Here is an 18,252-nt window from a genome sequence, read left to right as displayed (position 1 = left end):
TATGAGTTTAGATATAAAACAAATAATGGAAATAATACCGCATAGATATCCAATGTTACTAGTTGATAGGGTTGATGAACTTGAGCCAGGAGTTAGAGCGGTAGGATTTAAAAATGTTACAATGAATGAACCTTTTTTTCAAGGACATTTTCCTGGTAATCCTATAATGCCAGGGGTTTTGCAGGTTGAAGCAATGGCTCAACTTGGAGCTATTGCATTATTAAGTATGGAACAATTTAAAGGAAAGACCCCTTTGTTTGGTGGAATAAAAGCTGCGAAATTTAGGGGCATGGTTGTGCCTGGGGACATATTAAAACTTGAAATTAACATAGTAAAAATAAAAGGAATCGCAGGTATAGGCAAAGGAATAGCTTCAGTAAATGGAAAAAAGGTAGCAGAAGCTGAGCTTACCTTTATGATAATATAAGGTTATAAAAAAAATAAGCACTAAGCTTTAGAAATGGAGAGATAGTTATGCTTAAAAAAATATTAATTGCTAATCGAGGTGAGATTGCGGTTAGGATAATAAGAGCTTGTCAAGAAATGGGAATCGCTACAGTTGCAGTTTATTCTGAGATTGACAGAGACGCTATGCATACTCAGATTGCGGATGAAGCGGTTTGTATTGGGCCAGCTAAATCTCAAGATAGTTATTTAAATATGCAAAATATAATAAGTGCCACTGTACTTACGGGTGCACAGGCTATTCATCCTGGTTTTGGATTTCTATCTGAAAACAGTAAATTTGCAAAAATGTGTGAGGAATGTAATATCATATTTATCGGACCGAATGCTGAAACTATTGATAATATGGGAAACAAAGCTAAGGCTAGAGAGCTAATGATTAATGCAGGAATTCCAGTTATTCCAGGTACAAAGGGTGCTGTGGATGGGTTAGAAGATGCATTGAAACAAGCTGTTAAAATTGGTTTTCCTGTAATGATAAAAGCTTCTGCTGGCGGTGGTGGAAGAGGAATAAGAATAGTTAATGAAAAAAAAGAATTTAAAAAGGCCTTTGAGACAGCGCAAACAGAATCCAGAGTTGCTTTTGGCGATGACACTATGTATATAGAAAAATTCATAGAAGACCCAAGACATGTAGAGTTTCAAATATTAGGAGATGACTTTGGGAATATACTTTATCTTGGAGAAAGAGATTGTTCAATTCAAAGAAGAAATCAAAAAGTCATTGAAGAAGCTCCTTCACCTGTTATGACTGAAGCTCTTAGAAAAAAAATGGGTGAGACAGCAGTTAAGGCAGCTAGAGCCGTAAATTATAAGAATGCAGGAACTATAGAATTTTTATTAGACAAACACGGTGATTTTTATTTTATGGAAATGAATACACGTATACAGGTGGAACACCCAATTACGGAAATGGTAACTGGTACTGATCTTTTAAAAGAACAGATAAAAATTTCATCAGGAAATGAAATAAGTTTTAAGCAAAAAGACATTAAAATCTCAGGTCATGCAATTGAATGTAGAATTAACGCAGAAAACCCAGAAAAGGGCTTTAGACCTTCACCAGGAGAAATAAAAGCACTTAATTTTCCAGGGGGACTTGGGATAAGAATTGATAGTGCAGTATTTCAAGGTTATGTAATTCCACCAACATATGACTCAATGATAGCTAAACTAATCGTTTATGGTAAAGACAGAGATGAAGCTTTAAGTAAAATGAGGCGAGCACTGGGCGAATTTGTTATAGAGGGTGTTGATACAAACATCGATTTTCAATATAAAATACTTAATAATCAAGCTTTTATTAAAGGAGAATATAATACTAGTTTCATAAAGAATGAATTTAATCTATAATAAAGGGATAGGGTTTATTCAAAGATAAATTTGAAGATGCCTAAATGCATGGTAAAGGTTAGGTGAATTATATGGGATTGTTCAGAAAGAGGAAGTATATTACCGTTAGTAATACTAAAATAGAATATGATGAAGATATACTAATGGAACAGCAACCTATAATACCAAATGGTATGTGGGTGAAATGCCCAAAGTGTGGAAGAATATTATATAATAAAGATTTAGAAGAAAACTTAAAGGTTTGTGGAAATTGTAACGCTCACATAAGGCTAACTGCTAGGGAAAGAATAGAACTTACCATAGATAAAGGCAGTTTTGTTGAATTTGATGCTGACATGAAATCCTCAAATCCTTTGGACTTTCCAGACTATGGTTCTAAAACAGAAAAAATGGCACAAAAAACAGGCATTAATGATGCTGTAATTACTGGAATTGGAACAATAGGAGACAAACCTGTAGTAATAGCAGTAATGGATAGTAATTTTATGATGGCTAGTATGGGTTCTGTTGTTGGAGAAAAGATAACAAGGGCAATAGAAACCGCAACAGGTAAGGGTCTACCCATAATCATATTCACAGCATCAGGTGGTGCAAGAATGCAAGAAGGTATGTTCTCACTGATGCAGATGGCAAAGACTAGTAGTGCATTAGCAAAACATAGTGAAAAAGGACTTTTATATATAACAGTACTTACAGATCCAACTACAGGTGGAGTAACAGCAAGTTTTGCTATGCTTGGTGACATAATATTATCAGAACCAGGTGCGCTAGTTGGATTTGCAGGTAGAAGAGTTATTGAGCAAACACTTAATGAGGAATTGCCAAAAGAATTCCAAAGTGCTGAATTTTTATTGGAACATGGATTTATAGATAAGATAGTAGCAAGAGTAGAACTAAAAAAAATACTATGGGAGCTTTTACCAGATTAGAAGTGGAGTGATATAGAATGGATATAGAAGAAAGTAAAGATTTATCTGCATGGGAGAGACTTAATATTGCCAGAAGGATAGATAGGCCAACAACGCTTGATTACATAAAAAATATATTTGATTCATTTATTGAGCTCCATGGAGATCGTGAGTTTGGAGATGATCCTAGCGTAGTAGGTGGCATTGCGAAAATACAAGGTATACCGGTTACTGTTATTGGTATACAAAAAGGTAGAAATACTAAAGAGAATATAAAAAGAAATTTTGGAATGCCAAACCCTGAAGGTTATAGAAAATCCTTAAGGCTTATGAAGCAAGCTGAAAAATTCAAAAGACCTGTGATCTGTTTTATAGACACACCCGGAGCATATTGTGGTATTGGTGCAGAGGAAAGAGGACAGGGAAGTGCTATAGCTGAAAATATTATGGGAATGTCAGCGCTGAAAACACCTATAATATCAATAGTTATTGGAGAAGGTGGAAGTGGTGGTGCACTGGCCCTAGCAGTGGCAGATCAAGTTTGGATGCTTAAAAATGCTATATATTCTGTTTTATCTCCTGAAGGTTTTGCAAGTATACTCTGGAGAGACGGTAAAAGAGCAGAAGAGGCAGCAAATGTAATGAAAATAACGGCGGATGATTTATTTGGTTATGGAATTATTGATAAGATTATAGATGAGCCTGAAGAAGGTGCGCATACTGATTTGAATCATATGTGTAAAAATATAAAAGATGCCTTATTGGAAGTTATGCCAGGCCTTATGGTAAAAGATATGGAAATATTACTTCAAGAAAGATATGATAAATTCAGGGAAATAGGTAGATTTGAAGAATAAGAAGATTTATTAATATAATATTAACCTAATAGGCTATGAGGAAATGATTTTAATCATTTCCTCATAGCCTATTAGGACATCTTAAGAAAATAATAAACAAAATGTTATTTATTTTCTTATATTTAAATCATCTAGTATTTTTCCTAGATTATTGGCACTGATTTTTAGCTTCTCAATTTCCTCATTAGAAAGAGGTACTTCTAATTTTTTTATTATACCATCACTACTAATAACGCAAGGAATACTTAGAGCTACATTTTTTATTCCATATTCACCATCAAGTGTTGTAGATACAGGTAAAATGCTTAGTTCATTGAGGAGAACTGCTTTTACAATCCTGCTAACACTCATTGCTATTCCTGAACTTGTATAACCTTTTAATTCAAGTATCTTAAGACCTGTACTTTTTGCTTCATCTAATATTGCATCAGTATCAAGTGGATCAGAGCTACCTAAAAATTTATCAAACTCACTATATGGAATTCCTGCTACATTAACAAGACTCCAAGTTGCAAAGGCACTTCCACCATGTTCACCGAGCACATAACCATGTACATTTTTAGTATCAACTAAATATTTCATGGCTAATATCCTTCTAAGTCTAGCAGTATCAAGTAGGGTTCCAGTGCCTATAATCTTTTCTTTTGGATAATCAAAATTATTCTGAGCAAGATATGTAACTATGTCAACAGGATTTGTAACAATAACTATAACTGCATCTTTAGTATATTGGGTTATAGAAGACATTACGCTATTCATAACCTTAACATTTTTATCTGCTAATAATAATCTATCTAAGGTCTCACCAGGTTTAATACTTGGACCAGCCGTCATTACTATAATTTGAGCATCAGAACAATCCTCATAATCACCAACCCTAAGAAGGACATTAGGACTATATGCAAAGGAAGTTGTATGACTGGCATCAAGGGTCTCTCCTTTTGCCTTGTTTATGTTGTTGTCTATGACTACAATCTCAGCTACAAGACCAAGTCCTAACACTGAATTCATGACAGCAGAACCAACCATTCCAGCGCCGATAATAACTACTTTATTTTTTACAGGCTTCATTTAAAATTCCTCCTCGTAATAATTTGATTATAATATTCTAGTTCATATAAATTAATCAATTACAGTTAATCAGTTTAGTTTATTATATGGGTATTGTCAATAGAAGTGAAGTTACCTAGATATATTTATAAAATCTAAAAAATACTTAAATGTACAAAATATTTGGCATATGTTATAATCGAAAGAATATATACAAAATATTTTACTATTATAATACGGGGGTGTTAATATGCTAACAAAAGAAGTAACCGTAAAGAGTACCGCAGGTTTACATGCAAGACCAGCTACACTTTTAGTTAAAACAGCTACTACATTTAAAAGTAAAATTGAGATTGAGTATACAGGCAAAAAGATTAATGCTAAAACCCTAATAGGAATTCTGTCATTAGGTGCAGGCCCAGGAGCCAAAGTGAAGCTAATTGCTGACGGAGAAGACGAAACCAAAGCAATAGAAGATATTGGTAAGATAATAGAAAATGTTGAATAAAATATATAAACAAACCAATGGACATTTGTTCTGTTGGTTTTTTAATGGGCATTTTTAATTTGGGTAAAAAAATGATAAAATATATTTATAGGATAAAAACTATTATGAGTTTAATGATAAAGTCATATCTATAAATATGGGAAATAGGAGAAAAAAATAAAATATGAAAAAAGTTATAATAGCAGAGAAACCTTCAGTAGCTAAAAATATTGCGGATGCTTTTAATATAAAAATAAGAAGAAACGGTTATTTTGAAGGTGATGACTATTTAATTACATGGGCTTTTGGACATCTTTTGCAATTATACGATGCCAAAGATTATGATGAAAATATGAAAAGCTGGAGACTAGAAAAGTTTCCATTCATTCCAGAAAAATTTGAGTATAAGGTGAAAAATGACGGCATCGATAAATCATCTATAGATAAGGGCGCAGAAAAACAAATTAATTTAATTAAAAGTTTAATAGATAGAGATGATGTGGATGGAATTATATCAGCCACAGATTATGATAGAGAAGTTATGCTTACTTGATTATGGGTGTAATAACACAATCCAATAGTTGTATTATTATTTTTTTTTGATATAATAACATTATAATGCTCACTTGTAGAAATGGGTAAAATATGAGGTGATGTTTATGAAGAGGATAAAAGAGATAACTTCATCTAAAGGTAATTATTATGAAGTATATTTAGATCAGGTAAAAATAGATACTGTTAAAATCACAAGAGTAAAAAAAGAGAAGGATGGACTTACGTATTTTATACTATTTGATAGTAAATGGAAAGTTATAGATGAAGTTTATAGATACCTCAATTATAATTGTATGAATGAACCAATAAATGTAAGAGAACAGATGGCTAATGCTCTAAAAATATTATATAGTTACAAAGAGATTGTTAATAAAGAATTTCAGGATTTTGATATGAAGGATTTTAAAAGTTTATCTAACTTAATTTTAGGTATTGGAATTGAAAAAGATCATCATGAAAATTCGTATATTGTAAGTAGGGGGAGAAGCACTCATGATATATATTTTTATAACATAAGGAGATTTTACAAATGCCTACATATAAAAAATGAAGTGCTATTTGAACAAAGAATAGTAAATAACTTAAATAGTGGATATGGCTTTTTGGCGCATACCAAAAGAGTAACAGTTAAAAAGTACACTATAAACAAAGGCGACGCAAGAAGATCGAGAGTATTTATTCCTAAATATATTTCATTAAAAGAATATAAACAAATAATTAAGTACACTACTGAAATGGCAAGTAGGAATAGCTTAAGAAATAGGATTATGATAGATTTAATGTATACAACAGGCATGAGACTAGGAGAAGTTCTTGGACTAACTTTAGAAGATATACAAAGGAATATAGATAATCAGAAATATGGAACACTTTATATCAGAAATAGAGTAACGGACAAATCATATCAAAATGCAAAAAGCTGTTTTAAGGTTAATAATATATGTGACTATGAAACATTGTCATATAAGACTGAAAATGATGGATATCAATTAATAAACATTGCACCGCGATTATTTGAGTTAATACAGGAATATATAGATGAATCTCGAAGTGTTCTTGATGTTTCAGAAATTGTAATGAATAATATCACTTCTTGCTCAAGGGCCGATACTGTTGATGGAAAAAAAGAAAATCAATACCTGTTTTTAAATAAGGATGGAGGCCCCCTATCTTCTTCAGGATGGAATAAGTTTTTAAAATCTGTATTCACATCAGTAGGAATTATTATTGATAGAGGTATAAAAAAGAATAATTTATCTCACCGGTTTCGCCATGGCTATGCGATGTATTTGATTGATGAAGAAGGAAGAAGTATTGAATATGTAAAAGATAAAATGAGACATAGATCGTTACAATCTACACTTATCTATTATAACCCAACAGAAGAAGATAAGTTAAAAGATACAATGATTATTGAAGATTCTATAAGGGAAAAACTAAAGGAGAATTAGGTATGGAATATAATATAGGAAAATATAAAAGAAAGATAGTTAAAGGACAGTATTATTTTTATTATAGAGAAGATAAAGAAAGAAGCTTTGTAATTTTTTCAGAAAATGAATTAATAAGAAGAGTGTTGGAGGATTTTATAAATTCATACTGTAGTTTGGAAGTTGCAACACAGTCTAAAAAAAGAAAATTTTTAAAGAAATTTCAAGAAAGTTTAAAAGATGAAATTATAAGTGAAGAGAATTGGTTTTCAAAGGAACTATTTTATAAACAATATAATTTTTATAACGGATTAGGAATGAAAACTGAACTAATAACTTTTTATAGATTTATAACAGTCGGAATTTATGGAGAAAGGTATAAATCTGATTTTACTAAGATATTTATAGCCTCAATAAATTCTAAAAATTTTCATGAATATTATAAATCTGGATTTACGTTTGTATACCATAATTTGTTTGAGGAACCACCTAAAGAAAATAAGATATGTATTATTCCAAGTGAAAGTGTATTAATTAATGCCAATAGTAAAAATACTGGATGGAGAGGAATTGATCTAACGATATGTAATGAAAGATACAGAGAAGATTTAAGAAATTTTATTTGGAGTAATTGGAGTAGTTCATGTTCATTTAATCATTACCCTAGATTAGTTGATTTTTTAAATTTGAGTAATGTAGAACAATGCTCAGATAAGGTTATACAAATAAATAAGTTAGACAAAGAGTTTGGGGAAGAATTTTTATGGAATTATAAAATAATGATAAAAAATGAAGTTGAGAATAAAAGCACTATAAAAAATATTTTTAAAATAATACGAAAATACTTAATGTATTATAAAGAAAAATATAGAGTAGATGAGGCAGACTTTGATATATTTTCATTGGCTAAGTTGGATAATTATGATGGTGGTAACGTAATGACAGAAAAAGATATGAATCTCATATATAAGGCATTTAAAAAAAATGAAATAGCACAACCTTCTCTTAGAATATATTCCTTAGTTTTTGAGTTTTTCTTAACAACTAAGTATAGAATTGGAGAAATATTGAATTTTAGAAGAGATTGTTTTGAAAAACCAGATGAAAAATTAGATGATAAAACATATGATATTTCCTATATAGGCAAGACAACTGATCAATGTATAGTAACAGAAAAAATATCAAGTAAGAGTGCACATATATTATCAGAAGCTACTAAATTAACTAAAAATATAGTAAATAATGGGGGACTATGTGATAACTTTATATTTGTAGAAAGTTATCATGCAACTAATATTAAATTCTGTAAAAGAATAAATTTTACTTATGAATTTCATAAAATTTTAGATGAGTTATCTAATGTATTAGATAAAACAAATTATATAGTTAATAACATACGGAATACTTTCATAGATAATGTCTATAAAGAAGGTACAAAGTATGGACTTTCAATTAATAGAATGGCTCTTATAGCGGGTAATTCTTATAAAGTAGCAAATAAACATTATAGAGACAGAAATGATTTATTAAATTATTTAGAAGCCACAAATGGTGTTTGTATAGCAGATGTGGATGTAATGGGTACAATTCTTGAAAAAGACGATTATAAAATAATTAATAAAGTAAAAGGTGGATTAGGAAAATGTGTTTCAAGTCGATGCTTATTTGAAATTGGTGAATGTTTAAGATGTAATGATTTTGTGACATTTACAAATAGAGAAAAGAATTTTGAAAATGAAATTTTAAAAATACAAAATTCAATAGAAAATACAGAAAATACAGATGAAATTGAAGAATTAGCAGCAAATAAAAAATTGATGCTAAGATACCTATATGAAATCAAGAAAGTTATAGATCAAGAGAGTGAGAAAGTATGAGTAATGTACTATTAGATAGAATAGAAGCACAAGTAAATATGGGATTAATAGATTATCAAAAGAACGGAGCATATAATTTTAGAATTACAGACGAAATACGATTTAATGATGAAATATGGGATTTTAATGCTTTTAATGAATCTAAAAGAGAAAGATTCCAATATAGATTTGATTTTAATAGTATATCAGAGATGTTTTGGTTTGGGCTCAAAATGGTTATTTTAAATAGATTATTTAGGAAATCAACAGATTTTTCAACAGTCAAAAATAATTATAATGATATTAAAAATTTCGGCAATTTCTGTGAGGAGGAAAACATAAAGGATTTAAGATTATTGAATGTAGACTCACTAAAAGGGTATTTCGAACAAAGAACTAAGGATATCAGTAATGGAACAAGAATCCATAGAGCAAATACGCTAAAAGAAGTGTTGGAGATGTGTGATAAATATAATATTTATGATGGAAAAGTTTTAATAAAATATCTTGAAGATTTTATTAAAAAGCATCCTGAAAAAAGAAATCTTACGTCTAAGAACGAATATATCCCTGATGTACTTTTCAATCAAATAGTATCTTTAGCTGTTATAGATTTAAATGATACTAAAATAGCAATTAGAGATAGAATAATAGCAGGTCATATAATAATGCTAGCAGAAATTGGTATGCGTGTGGAAGAAGCAAGTATGTTGGAAACTAATAAACTTAAGTCAATCGGTGAAGGTGACTTGAAAGTATACTATCTTCAATTTTATACATTCAAGATTACGCCAAATGGAGAAGAAAAAAGACTAACTTATTCATTTCTAACAGATTTAGCATTAAGTACTTATAAGAAGTTATGCGAATTAAGAGATGAAATAATATTAGGGTTAAGTGAAATGACAAAGTTAAGATTAATAATACAAATTAAAGAGGATATTAGATTAAAGGGTTATAAAAATTTAATTGAATTAACAGAAATAGTAAGTAAGTATACTGAAAAAGAAAGAGCAGAGATAGAAAAAGAAATAAATAGATTTACTTTTATAAGTAGTGAAACTGGATTACAAAAAAGAGGGGGACTTGTATTAACAGACAATACTAAAGAATTTTATGTAAGACATGCTAAGGATTTTGATTTAAAAATGTTAAGTAATAGTCAAATAGAAGATGTTAAAAAGTTTATGTTAACATCTGAAACTAAATATAATAAATTTTTTAATGCTAAAGAAAGGGAAGAGCATCCTTTTGAGGAAGTTAAAAAAAATCTATATGTATATATAAATCCACATAGATTTAGAGTGACTGTGTGTACAAAACTGTTTTTAAAAGGTATACACTTAGATTACATAGTAAGACATCTTAATCATTTGAGTGAAGATATGACTATGTATTATAATAAAAGTCTTGAGTTCCAAAAAAGTTTGGAAGATACAGTAGATATATTTTTTGAAAATGCTACAGATGATGGATTAATAGAAATTGATCCAGATAAAGCTAAAGAGGGGGTATTAAAAGAAGAACTTAAAGTTCCCGAATTTAGAGAGAATATAGATAAAATCAATCAATTTATACAGAGGAATAAGTTTAATATTAATTCTGATATGAAGAAAATAATGAGGCTATTAAAAAAGACTAATTCTCCAGTAATGGAAAATTCATTAGGCGTATGTATAGTAAGTGTAGTACAAAAAGTTTGTGAAAGGCGTAAATATTTTTCAAGTTTAGATGATAATTATTATATTGGAATACAATTAGAGACTTATAAAGATGTTAATTATTCTTATAAAAGATTTAAGCAAAAAATAGATGTAATTAAACATAATAAGGAAATTTCAGATGAAAACCCGGAATTGAAAAATGAATATGAAAGAGAAGTTAACGCTCTATCGTATTATGTTAAAAAGACACTAATAAAAGAATTAGATCTATTAGAGAGTGACATTAACCATAGAGGTGAGAAAGCTTTATTAGATGAATATCCCGATTTACATAGTATAATATATAAATTTAAAGAAATTCGGGGTGAGGTATCTGAATGGACGTAAAAGAGAAAATAAGAGAAAAGCTTATTAATTATGAATTAACGACATTTGATAAACTTGAGGATAAAACTGTAAAAAGATTAAGTGAGATTGAAACATGTGTTTCTGAAATGGAGTCTGAGGCAAAGGAATTAGAAAAAAGGCTTAAAGATTTAAAACCTAATGTAACAAAAATAATTGCTTGTGATAAAGTTTCTATTACAAAAAAAACAGCTTATAATAATCCAATAATTTTAAGGTATATTGAAACTTCTATAAAAAATTTTCCTGATTATCTTAATGAACAAAAGATAGAAAAAATGCAAAAAAATTATGATGAATTGAATGACATGTATTATAAAGTTATAGATAATATCATTGAGGACTATAATAGAAAGAATGAGAGGATTCTATTATTAGAAGCTATTGATAACCTAAAAAAAGAAAATGATACTCTAAGAGAAATAATATCAGAAAAAGATAAAGAAATACTCAATGCTAAAAAAAACAATAAGGTCATATCTATAAATAAATTTGAGAAATAGGAGAAAAAACTAAAATATGAAAAAAGTTATAATAGCAGAAAAACCTTCGGTAGCAAAAAATATTGCAGATGCCCTTAATATAAAAACTAGAAGAAATGGTTATTTTGAAGGGGATGACTATTTGATTACATGGGCATTTGGCCATCTTTTGCAATTATATGATGCTAAAGATTACGATGAAAATATGAAAAGTTGGAGACTTGAAAAATTTCCATTCATACCAGAAAAATTTGAGTATAAGGTGAAAAGTGATGGCATTGATAGATCATCTGTAGATAAAGGCGCAGAAAAACAAATTAACTTAATAAAAGAGTTAATAGACAGAGATGATGTGGATGGAATTATCTCAGCCACAGATTTTGATCGCGAGGGTGAGGTTATATCTAATGAGATATTGCTATTTTTAAACGTAAACAAGCCTATTTATAGAATATTATTGAATGAATGGACAGCAGAAGAAGTAAAGAAAGGGATGGCTAATTTAAAGCCTAATGAAGAAATGAAATCCCTTCAAGATGCAGGTGTAGGTAGACAATGTGCAGATTGGATAATAGGAATAAATTTAACTTCTGTAGCCACCTTAAGATATAAGCCAAATGATAAGAAAATATTAAACATAGGAAGAGTTTTATTACCTACATTAAAGATTATTTATGATAGGGATAAAGAAATAGAAAATTTTGAATCAAGCACGTACTATAAATTAATAGCAACCTTTAAGACAAAAGGAAATGAAGAATTTGAAGGATTGTATTATGAAAATGAAAATGAGAAATTTGAGAATAAGGAAATCCCTGCTAACATGATTAAGCTTTTAAAGGATAAAAATGCAATTATCATAGAAAAACAAGTAGAAAAGAAAAGGGATTATCCACCTAATTTATTCAACTTATCCAATTTACAGGGATATGTAACAAGTAAATATAAGGGATGGACCTCCGATAAAGTATTAAAAGTCACACAATCTCTTTATGAAAAGAAATTTACTACATATCCACGTACGGGAAGTATTGCATTATCAGAAAGTTTAAAAGAGAGAACAAAGAAGGTATTAGACGTAATTAAAAGAGGACTACCATATGAAAATGAGATAAAGTTTGTGGATAATAAAAGAATATTTGATGATTCAAAGGTAGAAAGTCATAGTGCTATAGTCCCAACATATATGAAGCCAACAGGGCTAAGTAAAGATGAAGAAATCGTGTATAATGCTGTAAAAAACAGATTTATAATACAGTTTCTGCCAATCTCAGAATATGAAGAAACTAAACTTGTATCCAAAGTTAATGAGAGTGAAATTAAGGGAACTTTTGTGACAAAGGGAAAAGTTCAAACAGTTGTAGGATGGCATGTTGCTGAGAAAACCGAAAGCAAGGATACTCTTCTTCCTATGGTATCAAAAAAAGAAATTGTAGATGTAGTTGATGCTAAAGTAAATGATGTGACTAAAAAGCCACCTAAACTTCATAATGAAAAGACACTTTTAAGAGTTATGGAGACGTGTGGGAAGAGTTTTAAAAATGAAAAGGATGAAGAAGATACAGAAGAGATGATGGCTGCCATACTAAGTGGATTTAGTATAGGAACACCAGCTACAAGGGGAGAAACAATTAAAAAGTTAAAAGATGCATCATACATCGTAGCAAAAGGTAAAAGTCTTACATGTACAGAACTTGGCAAAACACTAGTAGAAATCTTTCCGGCTAAAGAACTTTTAGACTTAGAATATACAGGGAGGCTTGAAAAAACACTATCAGATATAGAAAAAGGGAAATTCAAAAAAGATGATTTCCTGAACATGATTAAAGAATTTACTATTAAAGCAATAGATGCTATAAAAAAAGATACTTCTATGTTAAAGAATTTTAAAGTAGAATTACCAGAAGGTAAAGAAAGTATAGGAATATGTCCTATATGTGGGAATGCAGTAGTTGAAAATGACAAATCATTCGGATGTACCAATTGGAAAAATGGATGTAATTATACAATATGGAAGAGCGATAAGTTCATTGCAGCATTAGGAAAAACAGTAAGCAAAGCAATGGTTGAATTACTACTTAAAAATGGAAAAGTAGGATTCAGAAATTTGAAGAGTAAAAAAGGAACAACTTATTCAGCATATTTAAAATACATAAGAGATGAGAAAAGTGGATACTACAAATGGGAAATGGAATTCATAAATTAAAATAAAATATAAGTAACAATCTATATGAATTGAGGCTTATATAGATTGTTATTTGTTTTTATGCAATTCAAATAAATCCTGAACTTTTACACCTAAAATATCAGCAATAGATTTTACTTCGAAATCTAATATTTCTCTAGTTTGATTTTCAATTCTAGAAATTATAGTTTGATCTATATCAATTCCACGCAAATTGAGCTTTGCAGCAAGTTGTTCTTGAGATATTTTTCTAGTATTCCTAATAATTTGAATGTTTTCACCAGTTATATTCCTTTTCAATACGGTAACCACCTTAAAATTAAGATATTATGTATTGATTTTAGAATGAAAGAGGATACTATGTTATGAGGTTATCTCATAATATAGAAATTTTATAACATTTTTTATTGAAAGGTAGGGTAAATAACTTGGAAATATATAAACCACAAGTAAAAGCCATTTCATTATACAAAGAAATAGCACAAAATATTGTTAATCCTTTAGAACTTTTGAGAGAAGGTATTAGTAATTCACATGATGCCGAAGCGAAAGTTATTTCAATAATAATTTATAGAAACTGTGAAGGTAAGTTTGTTATAGAGATTCAAGATGATGGGAAAGGATTAAACATAAATGATATACATAGATTTTTTAATTTAGGTGACTCAAATAAGTTGCAAATAGGAATAGGTGAAAAGGGATTAGGTACAAAAATATATTTTAGAAGTGATAAAATTATGCTACAAACGCAAACTACAAGTAATGAAGCGTATAAAGTTATAATGGATAAGCCATGGGAACATCTTTGTAATAATGAATTGCCAGAGTATTCAGTTGAAAAAATTAATACATCATCCGGTAAAGGTGGTACTACTATTATAATTGAAGGATATATGATGGATAACCCTGAAAAGTACTTTAATTTTGATATTGTCAAAGATTATATACTTTGGTTTACTGCAGCAGGCAGTTTCAAAACATATTTTGCAAATTATGCAGAACTACATAAATATATTAATAATATGCAGATAGCTCCGAGAGTTTTTCTGGAAGATAAAATACTGAACATAAAAGAAGAAATAGCAGGGACACACCAATTTTATCCACCTCAAGAAAAACCTAAAGAGGATCCCTGTGAACCTATATATAAAAGATCAATAAATTATTGTAGACATTTTGGACCATATAATATGGCTACAAATATCAATGGAGAATATGTTTCACTCCAGTTATATGGTACTATATCGGGGTTGAACTGTAGAAAAAAGATTGCGAAATTTAGGCAAGGAGGAAATTTCAGAAAAAGATTTGGGGTTTATCTTGCAAAGGATTTTATTCCATTTGTTAAAAAAAACGATTTACTTCAAAATTCAAATTATAATCATTATCATTTATTGCTTAATTCTCAAGCTTTTGAATTAACAGCAGATAGAAATAATATTTCGAATTTAGAAGATTCAAAGGTAAAATGGGTATTATCAGAAGCAAAAAAAATTATTGATGAAAATATAATTCCACTGGCTGAAGAGGGATATTTTAAGTTAAGAAAAATGGAAGAACAAGAATATATAATAAAAGAGAAACAAAAAAAAATAAAAGAGAGATTGGAGCATTTTGATAAACTAGATGATTTATTGACAGATGAAATTCCTATAACTAAGAGGCCTAGTAATGAGTTACAGGTTGCTCTAATATTTGCAGCTATGATATCCAATGAAAAAATAAAAAAACTAATAAAATATATCGATAAAATTGGCGACTATTCTCAACATTCAACAACAGATATGATATGTTTTAATTATAATAAAGAAAAAGTTCTTGTTGAAGTTGAATATAAACTTAGTTCATTATTTAAGCATGACCATCCATATGAGACTTTTGATTATGTAATATGTTGGTATGTAGATTTACAGGTTAATGAAACGAAAAGGTTAAAGGATGGAAATACGCTAACATTAATAATGGAGAACAAGGAGTGGTTTTTAAAATATGGAGCCCAAAAAATAATACCAATTATTGAATTAAAACTTATAGTGAGCAAAGTAAAAAAGATTTCTTAAAATACTTGCATAGCAAAAAATATATAATAGATTAGTAGTTTGAAACATCAGAGGGAATTCTGATGTTTTTTTATTGTCATTCAGTATTATAAAGTATTTATTTTTATCGATAAATGATATAAGAAAACCGAAAGGTAGTAGTGAGAAAAGTATATTGGATGAATGAAAATAGAATTAAAATGAGAGAGTTAATTATAGAAGAAGAATAATACAAATACATAGGTAAAATGAAGATATAATGATAAAATTTGGAGTATAATAAGATTATAAGGTATTAGAATAAAATGTGCTTTTGAAAAGTAAAAATAATATATTCATTAAAGAAGGACTTTCCTTGTGCTCTATGGATGAACTCTAGACAAGCCTACTGAAGCAAATTAAGCAGGGGTGTCTTATGATACTTAAAGGTATAAGATGCAGAAAAAAGGGAGCTATATTCACTGGTGTTACAGTCAACTTGGGGTTTATTGCTTTGAAATCTATTGTGGGTTCTTCTTGAGTGAATATAATGGAAATAAGATGAGTTATTGAGTCACACTTTCCATAAAAGAGGAAATCAAATATCATATCATATTTGATATAAAGAAAGAGGTGTGGACTATGCCAATCTTTAGAGTTTTACTATGAATATATAGTAAAATCTATGGGAAATTGTAGAAAGGAGCTTAATAATAATGTGGAAAGACAGTGAAACAGAATTGGATTTTTTGGATTTTGATTATCTTATTGACGTGTTAAGGGACACTATTTCCGACGATAAGCTACTTCCCGCAAGTATTGGTGTTTATGGTGACTGGGGAAGCGGAAAATCCAGTTTAATGTATATGTGTAAAAGGCGTTTGGAGGAAGCAGATAAAGAAGCTAAATGTCTTGTTTTTAATGGCTGGCTGTTTGAAGGATATGATGATGCCAAATCAGCAATTATGGGTTCAATTTTAGATGCGATTGAAGAAGAAAGGACACTAACGGAGAAGGCTAAGGCAATCATCAAAGGGCTATATACAAGTATTGACAAGTTCAAATTGCTTAGGAATGGATTAAAATATGGTACAGATTTTTTCTTGACTGGGGGACTAGGAACATTAGCTGATATAACATTAAAAACTGTTGTTCAGAAGGGTTCCAATAAAGCTGAGGGTATTAAAGTTGATGATATTAAAACTAGGATTACGGACGAGCTAAACAATAAGGTACTTCGCAATGATATTAAGAAGTTCCAGAAAAAATTTTCAGAATTACTTGATGAGTCTAATATATCAAGGTTGGTTATTTTTATTGATGAGTTAGACAGGTGTAGTCCGGATACAATTCTCGATACATTAGAAGCAATGCGTTTATTCTTGTTTTCGGGGAAAATTGCTTTTGTTATAGGTGCCGATGAACGTCATATTGCATATGCAGTAAGAAAAAAATTCGTAGAAATTGAAGGAATTCAAATTGATATTGGAAAAGAATATCTTGAAAAATTGATTCAGTACCCTATTAGAATTCCGAGACTTAATGCTGATGAAGTTGAATTCTATATTACGTGTTTATTATTGCAGGAAGAGTTACTACCAGATAAATTTGATGAGATTGTCCGCTTATTAAATAGAGAGAAACATAAGGACTTTTTAAAGTTTTCAATAGATCAAGCAATGCAGAAAAGCACATTGAAAAACAACTCTAAAGCTATGGAATGTGTTATTGTTGCAAAACAGCTTGCAAGCGTATTAGCCAGAGGGTTGAATGGTAATCCTCGCCAATGCAAAAGATTTTTGAACTCATTGGATATGAGACTGAAAATGGCTAAATATAAGGGGAAACAACTAGATAGAAAAGTCTTGGCTAAGATAATGATGCTAGAGTATATTATGCCAAGTCTATTTAAGAAAATGGCAGAAATGTCGTCTAAAGGTACCCTAGGTTTGGAACTCGCAACATTTGAAGAAAATAATTTGGATGAACTGAATAAGTTGAAGATTTGGAAAGATGATATATGGGTTCAAACCTGGTGTAATATTGAACCTAAGCTTGCTAACGAAGACCTTACGTTGTATTTTTACTTTACGAGAACTTCTTTAGATGAGAAAGTCAATTTAATGAGTTCAAAATTATCACCATTAGCACAAAAAATATGTGATGAGTTGTTGTCAAAAAGTAATTTAGCAATAAAAAACGCTATTTCTTCAGCTGATAGTGTTAGCGAGACAGAGGCAGCCAAGATATTGGAAATGGTATATAATTCGATGATGTCTGATACTAAGTTGGAAGATTCAAAATTCAAGGCTCTTTTGAGCTGGGGTTCGTCAATAGAGTCATTGTTTTCCGAGACACTTTCGTATTTGCATAATTTAAATGGAAATCAGATTGGAATGGGACTTGTACCTTATGTTTGTAATTTTCAAAAGAAATCAAAAAAAATTGCAGATATTAAGGAAATTTCGGACAAATGGATAAGAGAAAAACCTGTTCTTGAAAAAGCATTTCAAAAAGGGTTATTAAGGTAGGGGGAT

General features: G+C 29.7%; 14 protein-coding genes and 1 pseudogene. 13 read left to right on the top strand and 2 right to left on the bottom strand.

The genetic code is table 11. The features are described from left to right. Nucleotide 1: 1 nt before the first annotated feature. The 4 genes from fabZ (at nucleotide 2) to BR66_RS0105585 (ending at nucleotide 3,583) form a co-directional block, all read left to right on the top strand. Nucleotides 2–427, top strand: coding sequence for a 3-hydroxyacyl-ACP dehydratase FabZ (gene fabZ, locus BR66_RS0105600; protein WP_026882038.1), 426 nt, complete (start codon nucleotides 2–4; stop codon nucleotides 425–427). Nucleotides 428–474: 47 nt separating this feature from the next. Next, the gene (locus BR66_RS0105595; RefSeq protein WP_026882037.1) at nucleotides 475–1,818 is read left to right on the top strand and encodes an acetyl-CoA carboxylase biotin carboxylase subunit; all 1,344 of its coding nucleotides are present in this window, start codon (nucleotides 475–477) and stop codon (nucleotides 1,816–1,818) included. A gap of 71 nt (nucleotides 1,819–1,889) precedes the next feature. After that, entirely contained in the window at nucleotides 1,890–2,747 is an 858-nt protein-coding gene (accD, locus tag BR66_RS0105590; protein ID WP_026882036.1) for an acetyl-CoA carboxylase, carboxyltransferase subunit beta, read from the top strand. 17 nt (nucleotides 2,748–2,764) lie between these two features. Beyond that, nucleotides 2,765–3,583, top strand: coding sequence for an acetyl-CoA carboxylase carboxyltransferase subunit alpha (locus BR66_RS0105585; protein WP_026882035.1), 819 nt, complete (start codon nucleotides 2,765–2,767; stop codon nucleotides 3,581–3,583). 108 nt (nucleotides 3,584–3,691) lie between these two features. Here BR66_RS0105585 and BR66_RS0105580 read toward each other — a convergent pair whose 3' ends face one another. Then, nucleotides 3,692–4,654: an L-lactate dehydrogenase gene (locus tag BR66_RS0105580; protein WP_026882034.1), complete on the bottom strand. Its 963-nt coding sequence runs from the start codon at nucleotides 4,652–4,654 to the stop codon at nucleotides 3,692–3,694. 229 nt (nucleotides 4,655–4,883) lie between these two features. Between BR66_RS0105580 and BR66_RS0105575 the strand changes: the two genes are divergently transcribed. The 7 genes and pseudogenes from BR66_RS0105575 (at nucleotide 4,884) to BR66_RS0105545 (ending at nucleotide 13,718) form a co-directional block, all read left to right on the top strand. Continuing rightward, on the top strand, nucleotides 4,884–5,141 hold the full coding sequence (locus BR66_RS0105575; RefSeq protein WP_026882033.1) for an HPr family phosphocarrier protein: 258 nt from the start codon (nucleotides 4,884–4,886) through the stop codon (nucleotides 5,139–5,141). A 163-nt stretch (nucleotides 5,142–5,304) separates the two neighbouring features. After that, nucleotides 5,305–5,658: pseudogene (locus BR66_RS0105570) on the top strand (toprim domain-containing protein); the annotation flags it as partial. Nucleotides 5,659–5,779: 121 nt separating this feature from the next. After that, nucleotides 5,780–7,126, top strand: a complete 1,347-nt coding sequence (locus BR66_RS0105565; protein ID WP_026882031.1) for a tyrosine-type recombinase/integrase — start codon at nucleotides 5,780–5,782, stop codon at nucleotides 7,124–7,126. A gap of 2 nt (nucleotides 7,127–7,128) precedes the next feature. After that, nucleotides 7,129–8,982: a hypothetical protein gene (locus BR66_RS0105560; protein WP_026882030.1), complete on the top strand. Its 1,854-nt coding sequence runs from the start codon at nucleotides 7,129–7,131 to the stop codon at nucleotides 8,980–8,982. Beyond that, nucleotides 8,979–11,012, top strand: coding sequence for a site-specific integrase (locus BR66_RS0105555; RefSeq protein ID WP_026882029.1), 2,034 nt, complete (start codon nucleotides 8,979–8,981; stop codon nucleotides 11,010–11,012). Before BR66_RS0105560 ends, BR66_RS0105555 begins: the two co-directional genes overlap by 4 nt. Next, complete coding sequence (locus BR66_RS0105550; RefSeq protein ID WP_026882028.1) at nucleotides 11,003–11,533, top strand: hypothetical protein; 531 nt, start codon at nucleotides 11,003–11,005, stop codon at nucleotides 11,531–11,533. The genes BR66_RS0105555 and BR66_RS0105550 overlap by 10 nt, the downstream gene beginning before the upstream one ends. Nucleotides 11,534–11,549: 16 nt before the next feature. Further along, nucleotides 11,550–13,718: a type IA DNA topoisomerase gene (locus BR66_RS0105545; RefSeq protein WP_026882027.1), complete on the top strand. Its 2,169-nt coding sequence runs from the start codon at nucleotides 11,550–11,552 to the stop codon at nucleotides 13,716–13,718. A gap of 48 nt (nucleotides 13,719–13,766) precedes the next feature. Here BR66_RS0105545 and BR66_RS0105540 read toward each other — a convergent pair whose 3' ends face one another. After that, nucleotides 13,767–13,997: a helix-turn-helix domain-containing protein gene (locus BR66_RS0105540; protein ID WP_026882026.1), complete on the bottom strand. Its 231-nt coding sequence runs from the start codon at nucleotides 13,995–13,997 to the stop codon at nucleotides 13,767–13,769. Between the two features lie 128 nt (nucleotides 13,998–14,125). On the opposite strand from BR66_RS0105540, the gene BR66_RS0105535 reads away from it, so the two are divergent. Both BR66_RS0105535 and BR66_RS0105525 read left to right on the top strand, forming a co-directional pair. Beyond that, nucleotides 14,126–15,757 carry an ATP-binding protein gene (locus BR66_RS0105535; protein WP_026882025.1) on the top strand — a complete coding sequence of 544 codons (1,632 nt, stop codon included), beginning with the start codon at nucleotides 14,126–14,128 and terminating at the stop codon, nucleotides 15,755–15,757. A 674-nt stretch (nucleotides 15,758–16,431) separates the two neighbouring features. Next, entirely contained in the window at nucleotides 16,432–18,246 is a 1,815-nt protein-coding gene (locus BR66_RS0105525; protein ID WP_026882024.1) for a KAP family P-loop NTPase fold protein, read from the top strand. The last annotated feature ends 6 nt before the right edge of the window (nucleotides 18,247–18,252 follow it).

This window comes from Clostridium akagii DSM 12554, assembly GCF_000686725.1.
In the GTDB taxonomy this organism is placed as follows: Bacteria; Bacillota; Clostridia; order Clostridiales; family Clostridiaceae; genus Clostridium_I; species Clostridium_I akagii.
Note: the sequence above shows the minus strand (reverse complement) of the source record. Positions and strands in the feature narration are given on the sequence as shown.